At 75.4% G+C, this 16,692-nt stretch carries 17 protein-coding genes; 11 read left to right on the forward strand and 6 right to left on the reverse strand.

The annotated features are described in order from the left end of the window. Positions 1-11 precede the first annotated feature (11 nt). The 3 genes from guaD to C3486_RS18865 are packed head-to-tail and all read right to left on the reverse strand — an operon-like array spanning position 12 to position 2,440. Positions 12-1,385 carry a guanine deaminase gene (gene guaD / locus C3486_RS18855; RefSeq protein ID WP_103833890.1) on the reverse strand — a complete coding sequence of 458 codons (1,374 nt, stop codon included), beginning with the start codon at positions 1,383-1,385 and terminating at the stop codon, positions 12-14. A gap of 35 nt (positions 1,386-1,420) precedes the next feature. Beyond that, positions 1,421-1,936 (reverse strand): MarR family transcriptional regulator, encoded by a 516-nt coding sequence (locus C3486_RS18860; protein WP_103833891.1) that lies wholly within the window; start codon positions 1,934-1,936, stop codon positions 1,421-1,423. A gap of 18 nt (positions 1,937-1,954) precedes the next feature. Next, positions 1,955-2,440: a DUF5709 domain-containing protein gene (locus C3486_RS18865; RefSeq protein WP_103833892.1), complete on the reverse strand. Its 486-nt coding sequence runs from the start codon at positions 2,438-2,440 to the stop codon at positions 1,955-1,957. Positions 2,441-3,167: 727 nt separating this feature from the next. Here C3486_RS18865 and C3486_RS18870 point away from each other — a divergent pair. Beyond that, positions 3,168-4,448, forward strand: a complete 1,281-nt coding sequence (locus C3486_RS18870; protein ID WP_103833913.1) for an MFS transporter — start codon at positions 3,168-3,170, stop codon at positions 4,446-4,448. Positions 4,449-4,555: 107 nt separating this feature from the next. Here C3486_RS18870 and C3486_RS18875 read toward each other — a convergent pair whose 3' ends face one another. The 3 genes from C3486_RS18875 to C3486_RS18880 all read right to left on the reverse strand — a co-directional run bounded on the left by C3486_RS18875 (position 4,556) and on the right by C3486_RS18880 (position 6,353). Further along, positions 4,556-5,206 (reverse strand): endonuclease, encoded by a 651-nt coding sequence (locus tag C3486_RS18875; protein WP_103833893.1) that lies wholly within the window; start codon positions 5,204-5,206, stop codon positions 4,556-4,558. Positions 5,207-5,243: 37 nt separating this feature from the next. Next, complete coding sequence (locus tag C3486_RS38065; protein ID WP_258052858.1) at positions 5,244-5,363, reverse strand: LPFR motif small protein; 120 nt, start codon at positions 5,361-5,363, stop codon at positions 5,244-5,246. 69 nt (positions 5,364-5,432) lie between these two features. Continuing rightward, on the reverse strand, positions 5,433-6,353 hold the full coding sequence (locus C3486_RS18880; protein WP_103833894.1) for a polysaccharide pyruvyl transferase family protein: 921 nt from the start codon (positions 6,351-6,353) through the stop codon (positions 5,433-5,435). A gap of 147 nt (positions 6,354-6,500) precedes the next feature. On the opposite strand from C3486_RS18880, the gene C3486_RS18885 reads away from it, so the two are divergent. The 10 genes from C3486_RS18885 to C3486_RS18930 form a co-directional block, all read left to right on the forward strand. Further along, positions 6,501-7,544, forward strand: coding sequence for an NAD-dependent epimerase/dehydratase family protein (locus C3486_RS18885; RefSeq protein WP_103833895.1), 1,044 nt, complete (start codon positions 6,501-6,503; stop codon positions 7,542-7,544). A gap of 11 nt (positions 7,545-7,555) precedes the next feature. After that, positions 7,556-9,199 (forward strand): carbamoyltransferase C-terminal domain-containing protein, encoded by a 1,644-nt coding sequence (locus C3486_RS18890; RefSeq protein ID WP_103833896.1) that lies wholly within the window; start codon positions 7,556-7,558, stop codon positions 9,197-9,199. Next, entirely contained in the window at positions 9,196-10,254 is a 1,059-nt protein-coding gene (locus C3486_RS18895; RefSeq protein WP_103833897.1) for a glycosyltransferase family 2 protein, read from the forward strand. The genes C3486_RS18890 and C3486_RS18895 overlap by 4 nt, the downstream gene beginning before the upstream one ends. Then, complete coding sequence (locus C3486_RS18900; protein ID WP_103833898.1) at positions 10,251-10,874, forward strand: HAD-IIIA family hydrolase; 624 nt, start codon at positions 10,251-10,253, stop codon at positions 10,872-10,874. Before C3486_RS18895 ends, C3486_RS18900 begins: the two co-directional genes overlap by 4 nt. After that, positions 10,871-11,878 (forward strand): glycosyltransferase family 9 protein, encoded by a 1,008-nt coding sequence (locus tag C3486_RS18905; RefSeq protein WP_103833899.1) that lies wholly within the window; start codon positions 10,871-10,873, stop codon positions 11,876-11,878. Before C3486_RS18900 ends, C3486_RS18905 begins: the two co-directional genes overlap by 4 nt. Then, positions 11,875-12,837 carry a glycosyltransferase gene (locus C3486_RS18910; RefSeq protein ID WP_103833900.1) on the forward strand — a complete coding sequence of 321 codons (963 nt, stop codon included), beginning with the start codon at positions 11,875-11,877 and terminating at the stop codon, positions 12,835-12,837. The genes C3486_RS18905 and C3486_RS18910 overlap by 4 nt, the downstream gene beginning before the upstream one ends. Then, positions 12,834-14,063, forward strand: a complete 1,230-nt coding sequence (locus C3486_RS18915) for a glycosyltransferase (protein WP_103833901.1) — start codon at positions 12,834-12,836, stop codon at positions 14,061-14,063. The genes C3486_RS18910 and C3486_RS18915 overlap by 4 nt, the downstream gene beginning before the upstream one ends. Then, complete coding sequence (locus C3486_RS18920) at positions 14,060-14,692, forward strand: SIS domain-containing protein (RefSeq protein ID WP_103833902.1); 633 nt, start codon at positions 14,060-14,062, stop codon at positions 14,690-14,692. The genes C3486_RS18915 and C3486_RS18920 overlap by 4 nt, the downstream gene beginning before the upstream one ends. Next, positions 14,689-16,176 (forward strand): D-glycero-beta-D-manno-heptose 1-phosphate adenylyltransferase, encoded by a 1,488-nt coding sequence (gene rfaE2 / locus C3486_RS18925; RefSeq protein ID WP_103833903.1) that lies wholly within the window; start codon positions 14,689-14,691, stop codon positions 16,174-16,176. The genes C3486_RS18920 and rfaE2 overlap by 4 nt, the downstream gene beginning before the upstream one ends. Next, positions 16,177-16,692 (forward strand): glycosyltransferase family 9 protein (locus tag C3486_RS18930; RefSeq protein WP_374936892.1); only part of this gene is annotated, 516 nt, incomplete at its 3' end.

Consider the following 16,692-nt stretch of genomic DNA (forward strand, 5'->3'; position numbering starts at 1 on the left):
GACCCGGCCGGCTACGCGGCGCCGTTCCCGCCGGCCGGCGCCGCGTCCCGGTCGTGGACGAGCCGGCCCGCTGCGTACGTGGCGCGTACCGTGCGGTCGTCGCCCAGGGCCGCGAGGACGAACAGCAGCTCCTCGATGTCCTCGGCGCGGGCAGCGCGCCGGGCGAGCAGCGGCGTGGCACGGGGATCGAGCACCGCGAAGTCCGCTTCCTGACCGGGGACGAGCGAGCCGACGGTGTCCGCCAGGCCGAGCGCGGCGGCGCCGCCCCGCGTGGCGAGGTAGTACGCCTGCACGATGTCGACCGGGGCGCCGCACACGGCGGCGACCTGGTACGCCGCGTACAGCGTCGACAGCATCGAGAAGGTGGGGCCCGCGCCCACGTCGGTGCCCAGCCCCGTCGTCACCGGCCGCGGCCCGCCGGCGGTCTCGCGCAGCGGGAACAGTCCGCTGCCCAGCGCGAGGTTGGAGCCGGGGCAGTGCGCGAGCGCGGTGCCGGTGGCGGCGCAGCGGTCGCGTTCGGCGGGGGAGAGGTGGACGCCGTGCGCGAGCACCGCGCCCGGCCCGAGCAGCCCGTAGTGATCGTAGACGTCGAGGTAGCCGGCGCGCTCGGGGAAGAGGGAGCGGGCCCACGCCACCTCGTCCGGCGTCTCCGAGACATGGGTGTGCAGCAGCGTGCCGGGGTGTTCCCGCCACAGCGCGGCGGCCGCTTCGAGCTGTTCCGGCGTACTGCTGGGCGCGAAGCGGGGCGTGACCGCGTACTGGGCGCGCCCCTTGCCGTGCCAGCGGTCCAGCAGCGCCCTGGACTCCTCGTAGCCGCGCTGTGCCGTGTCGCGCAGCGCGTCGGGCGCGTTGCGGTCCATCAGCACCTTGCCGCAGGCGATGCGCAGGTCCCGCCGGGCGGCCGCCTCGAACAGCGCGTCGGCCGACCCGGGATGCACGGAGCCGAAGACCAGGGCCGTCGTCGTGCCGTGACGCAGCAGCTGGTCGCAGAAGACGGCGGCGGCCGCACGGGCGTACCGGTCGTCGGCGAACCGCTCCTCCTCGGGGAACGCGCGCTCCTCCAGCCATGACGTCAGATCGGCGCCGAAGGCCGCCATGACGTCGGTCTGGACGCCGTGCACGTGCGTGTCGACGAACCCGGGCACGATCACGTGGTCCGGGTAGTGGTCGGGCGTGACGCCCGGGGGCAGCCGGTGGCGCAGCGCGGCGTACTCGCCGGCCGCGGTGATCCGGCCGTCGGCGCAGAGCAGCAGCGCGTCGGGCGTGTACCGGAACGCCTCGGCGGACCCGGTGCGGAAGGGGTCGTCCAGGAAGCGGACGAGGGGGCCGCGTACGGCGGTGACGGCCGGACCGGTGCCGGCTCCGGCGTCGTCGGCGATGGTCATGCGGCGCACCTCCGGGGCCTGGTGGGCGGCCCGCCTCAGGCAGTGCCGGGGTCGGGCCGGCCGGGTACGGACGGGTCGGCGGCGGGGGCCGGAGCGAGGGGCTCACCGGCGGCGGTGGCGAAGGCGGACAGGGCCGTCACCAGCTCGCCGCGCTGCGCCGCCGGCATCCGCGCGACGATCGCCGCGACCTCGGCGTGCCGCCGCTCCGTGACGTCGGCGACGATGCGGCGGCCCTCGTCCGTCAGCTGAAGAATCGTTTCTCGACGGCTGCGCGGATTGACCTCGCGCACCACGAAACCGGCCGCGATCAGCCGGTCGATCATCCGCAGCGCGGTCGAGGGATTGACCCCCAGCAGCTCGGCCACGGTCACCAGCTTGGCGGCCCGGTGCTCGGCGAGCACCACCAGCAGCCGGAACTGCGGGAGCGTCACCGTCCCCTCGATGGCGGCCAGCGAGCGTGCCGAGACGGCCACCAGCACCCGGGACGCGCTCAGTACGGCCCCGGTCACCGCGTCCACGTCGTCGTGTCCCCGTCCGGCGTCCTCGCTCATGCCCCCTTTTCTACCGCGTCAGCGCAGCGGCGGGGACTCGTCGTCGTTGACGTTCTCGTCGTCCACGACGTGCACCGCGGCCTCCTCGGCGCCCGCCGCGCCGCCGTCGATGCCCACGTCCTCGGCGACCACGTCGTTGGCGTTCCGCCCGCGGTACGGGTAGCCCTGGTCGCCGCCGACGATCCGCCCGGCCCGGTCCTCGCCGGCCTGCTCGTCCACCGGCTCGCCGTCCTTGTCCAGCTCGTCGCCGATGCCGTCGCCCGGTGGCGGCGTCACGTCCGGCACCTCCTCGGCCAGCCGCTCGTCCAGGCTCTCGCCCTCGCGCTGCTCGTTGGCCGTGGTGCCCTTCTTGTTCACCCCGAGGGGCTTCTCGGGCGGGGAGTAGCCCCGCTCCATCTCTTCGTCCGCGTCCGGCTCGTCGAGGGCGTCCTGCATGTCGAGCTCGTCGGACGTCTCGTAGGTCTGCGGCTGGTAGACCTCGTCACCCATCGTCTCGTCGGACATGGCCGCTCTCCTCTCCTGGACTGCCGTTCCGCGCCACCGCGCCGGCGGCCTCCACTGCGCCTTCTCCGGCGGGTGCTCCCGGCGGGTGCAGACCGGGTGCCCGTTCGCGCCCCGTCGCACCCACCCTGCGGAACCGTCACGTGTCGTGCAAATGCAACTCCGGGCCGTCAGCGAGTACCCCCGTGTCACCGGCTCACCGCCCGCTGTGAGAATCCGCACCCACTCGGCGGAGCCCTTGGGGCGCAAGGGTTTCGCGGCAGGGTGACGGCCATCGCACCCCGTAAACGTTTTACCGGCCGCACCGGTGTGTGAAAGTCGAATCTTGTCGTGCCCGGGGCACGCGCTTCCGTGCGCCCTCCGCCCCGGCCCGGCACCCGACCGATCTCGGCGCCCGGCCGCCGCACGCCGCCGTGCCCGCGCGCCCCGCCGAGCCGCTTTCCGAGCCTGACGGGCTCTTCACGAAGTGTCTTCCGCTGTGCCTTCTCCCGTGCTTGCTCCCGAGCCCCTGCCCGGGCAGACGCCGTCCGCGCATGCGGCCGCCACCGACGCCGCCGACCCCGCGGCCCCCGTCGCCGAACCCGGCGACCCGGCCGGCGATCCAGGCGGCGGCCGCGCCCCCGGCGCGGTCCGCCGCTACACCGCCAACCTGCGCTACCTGTTCGGCCGCGGCCGCCCCCGCGACAAGGGCGGCGACCACGCCCCCTGGCGCTCGCTGCGCTACCGCAGCATGCGCTGGTGGTCGGTGGCCAACCTGGTCTCCAACGCCGGCACCTGGATGCAGCTGACCGTGCAGAACCTGCTGGTGCTGCAGCTCACCGGGTCAGCGGCCGCCACCGGTCTGTCGCTCTCCGTACAGGCCGGGCCCGGCCTGGTCATGGGCCTGTTCGGCGGCGCCGCCGTCGACCGCTGGCCCCGCAAGCTCACCGCCGCGGTGAGCCAGGCGATCCTGGGCCTGGTGGCCTTCACCACCGCCTTCCTGGTGGCGACCGACCAGCTCAACTACGGCCTGCTGATGGCGCTGTCCGCCGTCACCGGCCTGATCGCCACGGTCGACGGCCCCGCCACCTCGCTGCTCGGCAACGACCTGGTGCGCCGCGAGGACGTGCCCTCGGCCATCGCGGTCGGCTCGCTGGTGCACAGCGTGGGCCGGCTGAGCGGTACGGCGCTGGCCGGCGTGGCCGTCGGCGTGCTCGGCACGGGCGCCGCGTACGCCGCGAACGGCTTCTCCTTCCTCTTCGTCGCGGCCGTCATCCCCTTCCTGAAGCCGGCCGTGCAGGCGCTGGGCGCCGCGGGCAGGGCCGGGCAGGGCGAGGCCACGGCGGAACCGGCCACCGGCCCGGAGCAGAAGGCGGCGGAGGCGGCCGAGGACACCGAGCCCGCCATGACGGCCCGCGAGGGCATGGCCTTCTTCATGCGCCGGCCGCGGCTGGTCGCCCTGGCCGTGATCACCGGCCTGAGCGCGATCTTCGGCCGGAACTACCAGCTCACCCTGGCCGTCCTGGTCACCGGGCCGCTCAGCGCGGGCGCCGGCGCCTTCGGCACCGTCTCCTCCGTGCTGGCCGCCGGCGGCATCGTCGGCGCGGTCCTGGCCGCCCGGCTGCGCAGGCCCTCGGTCAAGCTCGTCGGCGCGCTGGCCGCGGCGGGTGCGCTGCTCCAGGTCGTCGCGGGCCTCTCGCCCTCGCTGATCTTCCTGCTGGTCCTGGTGCTGCCGATGTCGGTGGTGGAGTCGGTGTCCGACACCGCGGGCACCACCGTGCTGCAGACCGACCCGCCGGCCCACATGCGGGGCCGGGTGCTCGGCGTCTGGCGGAGCCTGAGCACGGGCTGGGGCCTGGTGGCCCCGCCGCTGCTCGGCCTCCTCATGGAGCAGGCCGGCGCGCGCGGCGCGCTGGTGCTCGGCGGCCTGATCATCGCGGGCGTGACCGGCCTGGGCGCGCTGCTGCACACCCGCAGGGGCACCCTGCGGACCGCACCGGCCGTCCCCGAGGCCTACCGCACGGCCGCCTGAGGGCAGGCACCCCGAAGACACCGAAGGGGCCGGGACTCCCACGAGTCCCGGCCCCTTCGCGTCCGCCCGTACGGAGGAGCGTCAAGGGCGACGGTGCCGCGGCCGGCTCAGGAGGTCTCCTCCGCCACGTCCTCCACCACGGATTTCTCCAGCGCGGCGCGGACCAGCGCGGCGGCGAAGGCGGCGGTGTCCTCGGCGGGCACCAGCCGGGCCAGTGCCTTCGGGTCCTTCGGCAGGCCCAGCCGCTCGGCGCCCTGTACGGCCTTGCCGTCGATGCAGGGGACGAGGTCCGGCCACACGGCCTGCACCTCGCGCAGGAAGATGTCGGCGCCGGCCGGGCCCAGGCCCGGCACCTTCTGCAGCAGCTCACGCAGCCGGTCCACGTCGCCGCCCGCCTCGTCCCGCAGCCGTCGCAGGTCACCGTGGTACTCGTCCAGGAGCAGCTGCGCACCGTCGCCCAGCTGGGTGGAGGTGCGTTCGTCGTACCGGCGGTAGCTGCCGCGGCCGAGGGCGTCCACGCGCTGCTGCCAGGTCGCGTCCCGCATGCTCCGGGCGTCCTTCATGCCGGCCTCGAAGAGCTCACGGGCGGCCGCGACCGCCACCGAGGCCCGGATGCGGGCGCTGAGCAGGCAGGCCAGGACGAGCAGCTGGTAGAGGGGCTGCGGGGTGTCGCGGAGCGTGATGCCCGCTTCGGCGGCGTACGTCTGCCCGTGCGTCTTCAGCAGGGCCCGCGCCGTCCGCTGCCGGTCGGCCGTCATACGCATCCCTCCTCGGGGGAGCCGGTGCGCGCGCGGGTCAGCGGGCGCCTCGCGAGGCGCCGCCGAAGAGCCGGGCGAGCGCGCGGAAGGGGAGCGTCACCACGGCGGCGAGGGTGCTGCCGATGGTGCGCAGGACGTCGGCGATCGCGCTGAGCACGATTCCTCCTCATATACGGGGAACTGTTCCTCTTCTCCTCCCTCGGGTTACCGGAATCGCGGTACGTAATCACCGCCGGTCGGACGCGTGGGCCCGGTCCATCAGCCGGGCCCGCCGAGCGGCCGCCGCGCGGCCCGCGGGGGAGAGGCACCACTCCCACCACCGGTCCAGCGCCTTCGGCGTGACGTCGTCCGCCGGGAGGACGGCGGGCCAGCGCAGCGCGCGGGCTTGCGCCGACACCTTCGCGCCGCCCTGTACGGGATCGACGACCAGGGCCGGTGTCCCGGCCCGCAGTGCCAGCACCATGCCGTGCAGCCGGTTGGTGATCACGGCGTCGAGCCGGGCGGCGAGCCCCATGAACTGCTCGGGCGTCGCGCAGTGCCGCCAGTCGTCGATCGCCAGCCGGGTGTCGGCGGCCACTCGTGTGCAGTCCAGCCGGGTGAGCCACTCGGTCAGCCGTCCGCCGACCGTGTCGTGCCGCCGCCGCTCGCCGTACTCGCCCTGCCCGTACGTCAGCATCACGCCCGCGACCGGCGGCGTCGCGTGCACCGGTGCCGAGGCGGCCAGGTCGACGGCCGGCGGGCCGGCGGGTTCGTCCCGGGCGAAGACCCGGTCGAAGCCGGTCACCGCGGGGTCGCCGGGGTCGATGACGCTCACTCCGACGGCCAGCCGCCGGCAGCCGGCGAACTGCCGGTGCAGCCGCCGTACTTGCTCTCCGTGCGCGGGTCCGCAGGCGAAGAGGACGTGGCCGTAGGCGGCGGGGTCCGCCTCGTCCAGCGGCAGCCGGTCCGGCGCGAACCCGCGGCTCCAGGCGGTGTCGTGCGGGATGCCGCAGGCCGTCAGGGCCGCCGACACCCGGCGCTGGGCCAGCGCGTCGCCGACGGTGACCTCGCCGTCGTCGAAGCTGAACCACCCGGTCAGCAGCGTCCGTCCGGGGCCCCCGGGGCGGGCGAGCAGATCGTCGGTGAGGGCGTGGAGGGGGTGGTGCATCGATGTTTGCTCCTTCGCTCAGCGCGCACTCAGGAGGCGTACCCGCACTGTCGCCGGTAGAACTGGACGAGATGCGTAAAAGCATGGAAACAGGACACTCAGTGTCCGTGCTGCCCGGACCATGCCGCACAAGAAGGAGGACGACGCGTGACTGCCCTGCCCTTGCGACCGACGTGGCGGCGAGCGCTCGTGACCGGAGGTGCCGGCTTCCTCGGTTCCCACCTCTGTGAACGCCTGCTGGAGAGTGACGTCGAGGTGGACTGCGTGGACAACCTGTCCTCGGGGTCCATGGAGAACATCGAGCACCTGCTCGGCCGTCCCGGCTTCCGCTTCCTGGACCGGGACGTCTGTCTTCCGCAGTGCATCGACGAACTCTCCGGCCCCTACGACCTCGTCCTGCACTTCGCGTGCCCGGCCTCGCCCGTCGACTACCTCCGGATGCCGCTGGAGACGCTGGACGTCGGCAGCCTCGGGACGCGGAACGCGCTGGCCATCGCGCACCGCGACAGCGCACGCTTCCTCCTCGCCTCCACCTCCGAGGTGTACGGCGACCCCCTCGAACACCCGCAGCGCGAGGACTACTGGGGCAACGTCAACCCGGTCGGTCCGCGCAGTGTGTACGACGAGTCCAAGCGGTTCTCCGAAGCACTGGTCACCGCACACGTCGGCGCCAAGGGCAGCAACGCCGGCATCGTGCGGATGTTCAACACCTACGGTCCCCGGATGCGCGCCCACGACGGGCGCGCGGTCCCGACGTTCATCTGCCAGGCGCTGGCCGGCGAGCCGCTGACGGTGGCCGGCAGCGGCGAGCAGACCCGCTCGCTGTGCTACGTCGACGACACGGTCGACGGCATCCTGCTGGTGGCCGCGAGCCGCGCGGTGCGGCCGGTCAACATCGGCGGCGGCGAGGAGACCCCGGTCGCCGAGATCGCCCGCCGCGTCATCGCGCTGACCGGCTCCCGCTCGGAGCTGCAGTACGTCGAACGGCCCGAGGACGACCCCGAACGGCGGCGGCCCGACACCACGCTGGCCCGCGAGATGTTCGGCTGGGAGCCCAAGGTGGCCTGGGAAGAGGGGATCAAGCGCACGATCGGCTACTTCGCGAGCCGCGACCCCCGTGAACGGCTCACCGCGCAGCCGGCGACCGCCGCCGCCCACACCGCCCCGCCCGAAGAAGCCGCCCACCCGTGAGGGAACATTCCATGCGCGTCCTTGGTGTCAACGCTCTCTTCCACGACCCCGCAGCAGCTCTCGTGATCGACGGCAGGACCGTCGCCGCCGCGGAGGAGGAACGATTCAGCCGTCGTAAGCACGGCAAGCGCCCGGTCCCCTTCTCCGCCTGGGAACTGCCCGAGCTCTCCGCCCGCTGGTGCCTCGAGCAGGCCGGCCTGACCCCGGCGGACCTCGACGCCGTCGCCTACTCCTACGACCCCGAACTCGCCCGCCCCGCCGACATGATGGGCCTCGACGACCCCTGGGACCACCTGCGCCAGGAGTACGCCCGGCGGGCACCGGAATTCCTCGCCGAGGCGCTGCCGGGCCTGAAGCCCGAACGCGTCCGCTTCGTGGCGCACCACGTCGCCCACGCGGCCTCCGCCGGGCTCGCCTCCCCGCACGACGACAGCGCCGTGCTGGTGCTCGACGGCCGCGGCGAGTGCGCCTCGCACCTCGCGGGCGCCTACTCCGACGGCGAGCTGAAGGTCCTCGCGGCACAGGAACTCCCGCACTCCCTGGGCCTGTTCTACGAGGAGCTCACCGACCACCTCGGCTTCCTGCGCAGCAGCGACGAGTACAAGGTCATGGCGCTCGCCTCCTACGGCACGCCGCGCTTCCGCGACCAGCTGCGCGAGTACGTCCGCGCCGACGGCACCGGCGGCTACGTCGCCGAACACGTCCCCTGGGAGCGGATGGTGCCGCGCAGGCCCGCGGGCCGCCGCCTCACCACCGACCACGCCGACCTGGCCGCCAGCGCCCAGGCCTGCCTGGAGGACATGACGCTCGACCTCGGCCGCTGGCTGCACGAGCGGACCGGCCGGCGGACGCTCGCCATGGCCGGCGGCGTCGCGCTCAACTGCGTGGCCAACACCCGCCTGTACCGCGACGGCCCGTTCGAGGACATCTGGGTGCAGCCCGCCGCGGGCGACGCCGGCACCGCACTGGGCGCCGCACTGCACGTGGCCCAGGAGCAGGAGGCCGGACGGGTCCTCCCGATGCCGACCGCCGCGCTCGGCCGCGGCTGGTCCGACGAGGAGCTGCGGGCGATCCTGGAGGAGGCCGCCGTCCCGTACGAGGAGCCGGCGGACATCGCCGAGACGGTCGCCGAGACCCTGGCGGACAACGGCGTCGTCGCCTGGTACCAGGGCCGCAGCGAGTACGGCCCGCGCGCGCTCGGCCACCGCTCCCTGCTCGCCCACCCCGGCCACCCGGGCAACCTGGAGCGGCTGAACGCCGTGAAGGGCCGCGAGGAGTTCCGGCCCGTCGCGCCGATGGTGCTGGAGGACCGGGCCGCCGAACTCTTCGACGGCGGGCCGCTGCCCAGCCCCTACATGCTCTTCGTCCACCACGTCCGCGAGGCCTGGCGGGAGAAGATCCCTGCCGTGGTGCACGTCGACGGCACCGCGCGCGTGCAGACCGTGACGGAGGACACCGAGCCGCTGGTGGCCCGCATGCTCGCGGCGTTCGACCGGCGCACCGGCATCCCCGTCGTGGTCAACACCAGCCTGAACACCGCGGGGCGCCCCATGGTGGACAGCCCCCGCGAGGCGCTGGAGTGCTTCGGCAGCGCGCCGGTCGACCTGCTGGCCATCGGGCCGTTCGCGGTCCGCCGCGGAAAGGCGTTCGCATGACACCTCCGGATACCCCGGCGAGTACCGCGACCCGCTCCGCCGACCCGGCACGGCACCGAGCCGAGGGCGAGGTCTCGTACGCCGTCGTGATACCCACCGTCGGCAGGCCCTGCCTGGCGGACTGCCTGCGGGCCCTCGCCGAGGCCGGCGAGCCCTGGCCCGACCAGGTCGTCCTCGCCGACGACCGGCCCGCGCCCGGCGAGCCGCTGCCGCTGGCAGCGGCGGGTCCGCTGCGGGACCGGATCCGTACGACGGCCACCGGCGGGCGCGGCCCGGCGGCGGCCCGGAACGCGGGGCTGGCCGCGGTGAACACCCCCTGGGTCGTCTTCCTCGACGACGACGTGCGGGTCACGCCCGACTGGAGCCACCGGCTCACCGCCGACCTCGCGGCCGCCGGCGTCCGCACCGGCGGCGTCCAGGGCCGCCTCCACGTACCGCTCGACACCACCCGCCGCCCCACCGACTGGGAGCGCGGCACGGCGGGGCTGGAGGGCGCCGCCTGGGCGACCGCCGACATGGCCTACCGCAGCGCGGCCCTCCGCGACGTCGGCGGCTTCGACGAGCGGTTCCCGCGCGCCTTCCGTGAGGACGCCGACCTGGCGCTGCGCGTCATGGACGCGGGCTGGGACCTGCGCCGCGGCGACCGCGTCACCCACCACCCGGTACGCCCCGCCGACCGCTGGGTCTCCGTACGCGTCCAGCGCGGCAACGCCGACGACGCGCTGATGCGGCGGCTGCACGGCGCCGACTGGTGGCACCGGGCCGAGGCACCGCGCGGCCGGCTCGCCCGGCACACCGCCATCACCGCCGCGGGCACGGCGGCAGCGGCGCTCGCGCTCGCCCGCCGCCCGCGCGCCGCCGCGCTGGCCGGAGCCGTCTGGGCGCTGGGCACGGCGGAGTTCGCCTGGGCCCGCATCGCCCCCGGCCCGCGCACCCGGCACGAGGTGACCACGATGCTCGCCACCAGCGTGCTCATCCCGCCGCTCGCCGTCGCACACCGGCTGCGGGGCGAGCTGACGCACCGCGGCGCCGCGGCCTGGCGAGGTGGCGCATGACCGAATCGCCCCATGAGGGCGCGTCCCTCGCCGAGGGCCGCCCCGCCCTGCCGCACGAGCGGCCCGCCGCCGTCCTCTTCGACCGGGACGGCACACTCATCGAGGACGTGCCCTACAACGGCGACCCGCGGCTGGTCCGCGTGCTGCCCGGAGTGCCCGAGGCGCTCCGGCTGCTGCGTGCCGCCGGCATTCCGACGGCCGTCGTCAGCAACCAGTCCGGCGTGGGCCGCGGCCTGCTGACCGAACAGCAGGTGCGGCTGGTCAACGCGCGGGTGGACGACGCGCTCGGCGGCTTCGGGACCTGGGTGTACTGCCCGCACAGCCCCGAGGCCGGCTGTCACTGCCGCAAGCCCAGGCCGGGGCTGGTGATCGAGGCGGCCCGCCGGCTCGCCGTACCGGCCGAGAAGTGCGTGGTGATCGGCGACATCGGCGCCGATGTGCTCGCCGCGCAGGCCGCCGGTGCCCGCGCCGTCCTCGTGCCCAACGCCGTCACCCGGCACGAAGAGGTGGCGGCCGCGCCGTGCACCGCGCCCGACGTGCTCACGGCCGTACGGCAGCTGCTCGGCCCGGGCCCCGAGACCGCGCCCGTGGCCGCGGAGACCTGGGGGTGGGACCGTTGAGATCGCTCGTGGTACGCCTCGACAGCTTCGGCGACGTCCTGCTGGCAGGACCGGCCGTGCGTGCCGTGGCCGCGCATTCCGACCACGTGACCATGTTGTGCGGGCCGCGCGGCGAGGACGCGGCGCGGATGCTGCCCGGGGTCGACGAGGTACTGGTGTGGGAGGCCCCCTGGGAGGGCTTCAGCCCGCCGAGCGTCGACGACGCCGACGTCGAGGGACTGGTCCGCCGGGTGCGCGAGGGCGCCTACGACAGCGCGCTCATCCTCACCTCCTTCCACCAGAGCCCGCTGCCCGCCGCCCTGCTGCTGCGGATGGCGCACGTCGGCCGGATCGGCGCCGACAGCCGCGACCACCCGGGGCGGCTGCTGGACGTACGCCACCGGCGGCTGCCCGGACGGCACGAGGCCGAGGCCGCCCTCGACACCGCAGCCGCGCTCGGCTTCGTGCCCGAGCCCCGCGACGACGGGCGGCTGCGGGTGCTGCCGACGCCGGACACCGTGGGGCTGACCGGCAACGGCCCGTACGTCGTGGTCCACCCGGGCGCCAGCGCACCCGCACGCGCCTGGAGCCCGCACCGCTGCGCCGAGGCGGTCGCCGCGCTGGCCGACGCCGGCCACCGCGTCGTCGTCACCGGCGGCCCCGGCGAGACCGGACTGACCAAGGAGGTCAGCGGGAGCGTCGCCCGCGACCTCGGCGGGCGCACCGACTCCCGGAGCCTGGCCGGAGTGCTGCGCTCCGCCGACGTGGTGGTCAGCGGCAACACCGGCCCCGCACATCTGGCCGCCGCCGTCGGCACGCCCGTCGTGTCGCTGTTCGCGCCCGTGGTACCCGCCGAGCGGTGGGCGCCGTACGGCGTGCCGACGATCCTGCTCGGCGACCAGCGGGCACCGTGCGCCGGCAGCCGCGCCCGGTTCTGCCCGCAGCCGGGTCATCCCTGCCTGGACGACGTCACCGCGACCGACGTGGTGCTCGCCGTGCAGAAACTGCTCAAGGAGAGCACATGAACATCCTCATCTGGCATGTGCACGGCTCCTGGATCACCGCGTTCGTCCAGGGTGCGCACACCTACCTGGTCCCGGTGACCCCGGACCGCGGCCCGGACGGCCTGGGCCGCGCCCGCACCTGGGACTGGCCGGCCTCCGTCCGGGAACTCTCCCCGGAGCAGCTGCGCACGGCGGACATCGACCTGATGGTCCTGCAGCGGCCGCACGAGGTGGACCTGGCGTACGAGTGGACCGGCCGGCGGCCGGGCATCGACGTACCCGCGGTCTACGTCGAGCACAACAGCCCGCACGAGACCCCCGTGGACACCCGGCACCCGCTCGCCGACCGCGCCGACGTGCCGATCGTCCACGTCACCCACTTCAACCGGCTGATGTGGGACAACGGCCGCGCCCCGACCACCGTCGTGGAGCACGGCATCATCGACCCGGGCCCGCGCTGGACCGGCGCCGAGCAGCGGGCCGCCGTGGTCGTCAACGAGCCCGTGCGGCGCGGCCGTACCACCGGCACCGACCTGCTGCCCCGGTTCGCCGACGCCGCGCCGCTGGACGTCTTCGGCATGCGCACCGAGGGCCTGGCCCGCCACCTGGGCCTGCCGCCGGACCGGTGCCGCGCGCGTGACCTGCCGCAGGAGGAGCTGCACACGGCGATGGCCCGGTGCCGGGTGTACGTCCACCCGATCCGCTGGACCTCGCTCGGCCTCTCCCTGCTGGAAGCCATGTTCCTCGGCATGCCGGTCGTGACGCTGGACACCACCGAGGTGCGCGAGGCCGTCCCCGAGGGGGCAGGCGTGGTCTCCAACCGGCTGGAGACGCTGACCGACGCGGTCCGCGGCTTCGTCGCCGACCGGGACCTCGCCGAACGGACGGGCCGGGAAGCGCGGGCCGCCGTACAGGCCCGCTACGGGGTGGGGCGCTTCCTGGACGACTGGGACCAACTCATGAAAGAGGTCACGCGATGAAGCACGAAGCCCCCGCCCTCCACGTCGCCATGGTCTCCGAGCACGCCAGCCCGCTGGCCGCACTCGGCGGCCCGGACGCCGGCGGGCAGAACGTGTACGTGGCGCAGCTCGCCCGGCACCTGGTCCGGCGCGGGCACGAGGTCACGGTCTACACACGGCGTGACGATCCCGCGCTGCCGCACACCGTCACGACCAAGGACGGCTTCAAGGTCGTGCACGTGCCGGCCGGGCCGCCGGCCCCGGTACCGAAGGACGAACTGCCCGCGCACATGCCGGAGTTCGGCCGGTACCTCGCGCGGTCCTGGGCCGCCGCACCGCCCGACCTGGTGCACGCCCACTTCTGGATGTCCGGCACGGCCGCGCTGGCCGGCGCCCGGGAGCACGGCGTCCCCGTCGTGCAGACGTACCACGCGCTGGGCACCGTCAAGCGGCGCTACCAGGGCTCGGAGGACACCAGCCCGCCCGAGCGCATCGAGACCGAGGCCCGCATCGGCAGGAGCTGCAACAGGATCCTCGCGACCTGCTCCGACGAGGTCGGCGAACTCCTCGCCATGGGCATCGACCGCCGGCACGTGCGCGTCGTGCCGTGCGGCGTGGACACCGAGCACTTCGCGCCCGTGCCGGACGCCCGGCGCACCGAGGGCCCCAAACGGCTGCTGGCCGTCGGGCGGCTCGTGCCCCGCAAGGGCTTCGACCGGGCCATCCGCGCCCTGGCCGGCGTCCCGGACGCCGAACTCCTCATCGCCGGCGGGCCCGAGGAGCCACTGCTCTTCGACGACCCGGAGGCGGTCCGGCTGCGCAAGGTCGCCGAGGAGCACGGCGTGAGCGAGCGGGTACGGCTGCTGGGCGCGGTCTCGCACGGCGAGATGCCGGCGCTGATGTCCAGCGCCGACCTGGTGCTCTCGCTGCCCCGGTACGAGCCCTTCGGCATCGTCCCCATCGAGGCGATGGCCTGCCGCACCCCGGTGGTCGCCACCGCCGTCGGCGGACACCTGGACACGGTCGTCGACGGGGTCACCGGCGTCCTCGTGCCGCCGGTCGACGACCACGGCCTGGACCGCGTCATCCGCGACCTGCTGGCCGACCCCGAGCTGCTCGCTCGCCTCGGCGCCGCGGGCCGCGAACGCGCCCTGGACCGCTACACCTGGGAACGCGTCGCGGAAGGCGTCGCCGCCGTCTACGACGGCCTGCTCTCCGTACCCGAACTCTCGGGGGTGGCCCGATGACCACGATCGACGACGCCCGCCACTGCGACGCGCTGCAGGACGCGCTGACCCGCTTCCGCGCCTCCGCCGGACGCCTGGAGTCCTGGGGCGGCCGGCTGGCCGACCGCCTCGGCCACGGCGCCCGGCTGCTGGTCGCCGGCAACGGCGGCAGCGCGGCCCAGGCCCAGCACCTCACCGCCGAACTGGTCGGCCGCTACCGCGAGGACCGGCCCGCGTACTCGGCGCTCGCGCTGCACGCCGACACCTCCTCCACCACCGCCATCGCCAACGACTACGGCGTGCAGGAGGTGTTCGCACGGCAGACCCGCGCGCACGGCCGGCCCGGCGACGTGCTGCTGCTGATGTCCACCAGCGGCGCCAGCGCCAACCTGCTGACCGCCGCCGGCGAGGCCCGCCGCACCGGCATGAGCGTATGGGCGCTGACCGGGCCCGCGCCCAACCCGCTGGAGGCGGCCGCCGACGAGGCGCTGTGCGTGGACGCGCCGGTGGCCGCCACCGTCCAGGAACTCCACCTGGTCGCCGTGCACATGATCTGCGAGGCGTTCGACCGGGCCGTCGCCCGGCAGGACGGCGCGGTGCGCCAGGAGCCGGAACCGGCCCTGGACCGCGTGCGGGTGGAGGAGTCATGAGCCGCCCCGCACCCCTGCTCGTCGTCGGTGACGCGCTGCTCGACCACGACCTCTCCGGGCGCGCCGACCGCCTCGCGCCGGACGCCCCGGTGCCGGTACTGAAGGCCGTACGCCGCACCGCACGGCCCGGTGGCGCGGCGCTCGCCGCCTGCCTGGCCGCCGAGGACGGCCGCGAGGTCACCTTCGTCACCGCGCTCGGCGACGACGAGACCAGCCGCGACCTGCGCCGGCTCCTCGCCGACCGGGTCACCCTCGTCGAACTCCCGCTCTCCGGCGCGCTCTCCAGCAAGACCCGGCTGATGGCCCGGGGCCGCCCGCTGCTCCGCCTGGACGAGGGCGACGGCCGCGCGTGCGGGGCCACCGAGGCGGCGGAGGCGGCCATCGCGGCGGCCGGTGCCGTGCTCGTCGCGGACTACGGCCGGGGCACCGCCGACGCCGTGCGCGACGCGCTCGCCCGTGCGGCCCGGCGGGTGCCCGTCGTCTGGGACCCGCACCCCAACGGGCAGCCGCCGGTGCCCGGTGTGAAGCTGGCCACCCCGGCGGCCGCCGAGGCGCGGGGCTTCGCCGCCGCGCTCGGCGAGGAGCCCGGCCGGCGCGCCGCCGCCCGGCAGCGCCCGGCCCGTACGGGACCCGGCGACGAAGCGGCCGACGCGCCGCGCGGCCGGCTCGCCCAGGCGGCCGCCGACGCGCGCACGCTGCTGAGTGCCTGGCGGGCCGCTTCGGTGGCCGTGACGATGGGGGAGCGCGGCGCGCTCCTCACGCACGGCGAGGCGCCGATGCTGGTGCCCTCGCCGTGGAGCGCGCAGGGTGACGCCTGCGGCGCCGGGGACCGCTTCGCCTCCGCCGCAGCGGGACTGCTGGCCGACGAGGCGCTGCCCGAGGACGCCGTGCAGGGCGCGGTCCACGCGGCCACCCAGTTCGTCGAGGACGGCGGCGCGCACGGCTTCGCCGGTCACTTCGCGCCCACCGCCCAGCCGCAGGACGGCGGCGGCGAGAGCGCGGCCGAACTCGCGGCACGGGTGCGCGCCGCGGGCGGCACCGTCGTCGCGGCCGGCGGCTGCTTCGACCTGCTGCACGCCGGGCACGTCGCGCTGCTCCAGGCCGCCCGGCGGGCCGGCGACTGCCTTATCGTGTGCCTGAACTCCGACGCGTCCGTACGCCGCCGCAAGGGCGACGAGCGGCCGATCGTGCCCGCAGCCGACCGGGTGCGGGTGCTCCAGGCGCTGGGCTGCGTCGACGCCGTCACCGTCTTCGAGGAGGACACCCCCGAGCAGGTGCTCCAGGAACTCCGCCCGCACATCTGGGTCAAGGGCGGCGACTACGCGCTGACCCGGATGCCGGAGACGGAGGTGCTGGAGGGCTGGGGCGGCCAGGTCATGCTGCTGCCGTACCTCGACGGCCGGTCCAGCACCAAGCTCGCCGAACGCGCCGCCGGACAGCCGGGCGAGCCGCTGCCGGACGCCACGGCCGACAGGGTGGTGTGAATGACGCACGCCGCCGATCCCACCGGCCCCGCCTCGCCCCGCCCCCGCCTCCTGGTGCTGCGCGCGCTGGGCCTGGGAGACCTGCTGGCCGGGGTGCCCGCGCTGCGCGGCGTACGCCGGCACTTCCCCGGCCACGCCCTCGTGCTGGCAGCGCCGCCCGCGCTGACCGACGCGGCGCTGTCCACCGGCGCGGTGGACGCCGTACTCGCGGCGCAGGCACCGGGCCGCGGCGTGCCCTCGCTGCGGCACTGGCCGGGCGCGCCCCCCGACGTCGCCATCGACCTGCACGGCAACGGCCCGGCCAGCGCCGACGTGCTCGCCGAGCTGAACCCCGGCCGGCTCATCGCCTACGCGGCACGCGACTCGCGCCGCCGCGCTGGGCGTCTGGGAGCGCGGCGAGCACGAACGCACCCGCTGGTGCAGCGTCCTCGGCGCGTACGGCATCGCCGCCGACCCCGAGGACTACCGCTCCCGGCACCGGACGCGCCGTCCCCCGCGCCCGGCGCCGTGGTCGAT

Source organism: Streptomyces sp. Ru73 (assembly GCF_002920575.1).
Classification (GTDB): domain Bacteria; phylum Actinomycetota; class Actinomycetes; order Streptomycetales; family Streptomycetaceae; genus Streptomyces.

Coding starts and splice junctions, on each gene's coding strand:
- guaD (WP_103833890.1), bottom strand. CDS start 1,385: ATGACCATCGCCGACGACGCCGGAGCCGGCACCGGTCCGGCCGTCACC.
- C3486_RS18860 (WP_103833891.1), bottom strand. CDS start 1,936: ATGAGCGAGGACGCCGGACGGGGACACGACGACGTGGACGCGGTGACC.
- C3486_RS18865 (WP_103833892.1), bottom strand. CDS start 2,440: ATGTCCGACGAGACGATGGGTGACGAGGTCTACCAGCCGCAGACCTAC.
- C3486_RS18870 (WP_103833913.1), top strand. CDS start 3,168: ATGCGCTGGTGGTCGGTGGCCAACCTGGTCTCCAACGCCGGCACCTGG.
- C3486_RS18875 (WP_103833893.1), bottom strand. CDS start 5,206: ATGACGGCCGACCGGCAGCGGACGGCGCGGGCCCTGCTGAAGACGCAC.
- C3486_RS18880 (WP_103833894.1), bottom strand. CDS start 6,353: ATGCACCACCCCCTCCACGCCCTCACCGACGATCTGCTCGCCCGCCCC.
- C3486_RS18890 (WP_103833896.1), top strand. CDS start 7,556: ATGCGCGTCCTTGGTGTCAACGCTCTCTTCCACGACCCCGCAGCAGCT.
- C3486_RS18895 (WP_103833897.1), top strand. CDS start 9,196: ATGACACCTCCGGATACCCCGGCGAGTACCGCGACCCGCTCCGCCGAC.
- C3486_RS18900 (WP_103833898.1), top strand. CDS start 10,251: ATGACCGAATCGCCCCATGAGGGCGCGTCCCTCGCCGAGGGCCGCCCC.
- C3486_RS18910 (WP_103833900.1), top strand. CDS start 11,875: ATGAACATCCTCATCTGGCATGTGCACGGCTCCTGGATCACCGCGTTC.
- C3486_RS18915 (WP_103833901.1), top strand. CDS start 12,834: ATGAAGCACGAAGCCCCCGCCCTCCACGTCGCCATGGTCTCCGAGCAC.
- C3486_RS18920 (WP_103833902.1), top strand. CDS start 14,060: ATGACCACGATCGACGACGCCCGCCACTGCGACGCGCTGCAGGACGCG.
- rfaE2 (WP_103833903.1), top strand. CDS start 14,689: ATGAGCCGCCCCGCACCCCTGCTCGTCGTCGGTGACGCGCTGCTCGAC.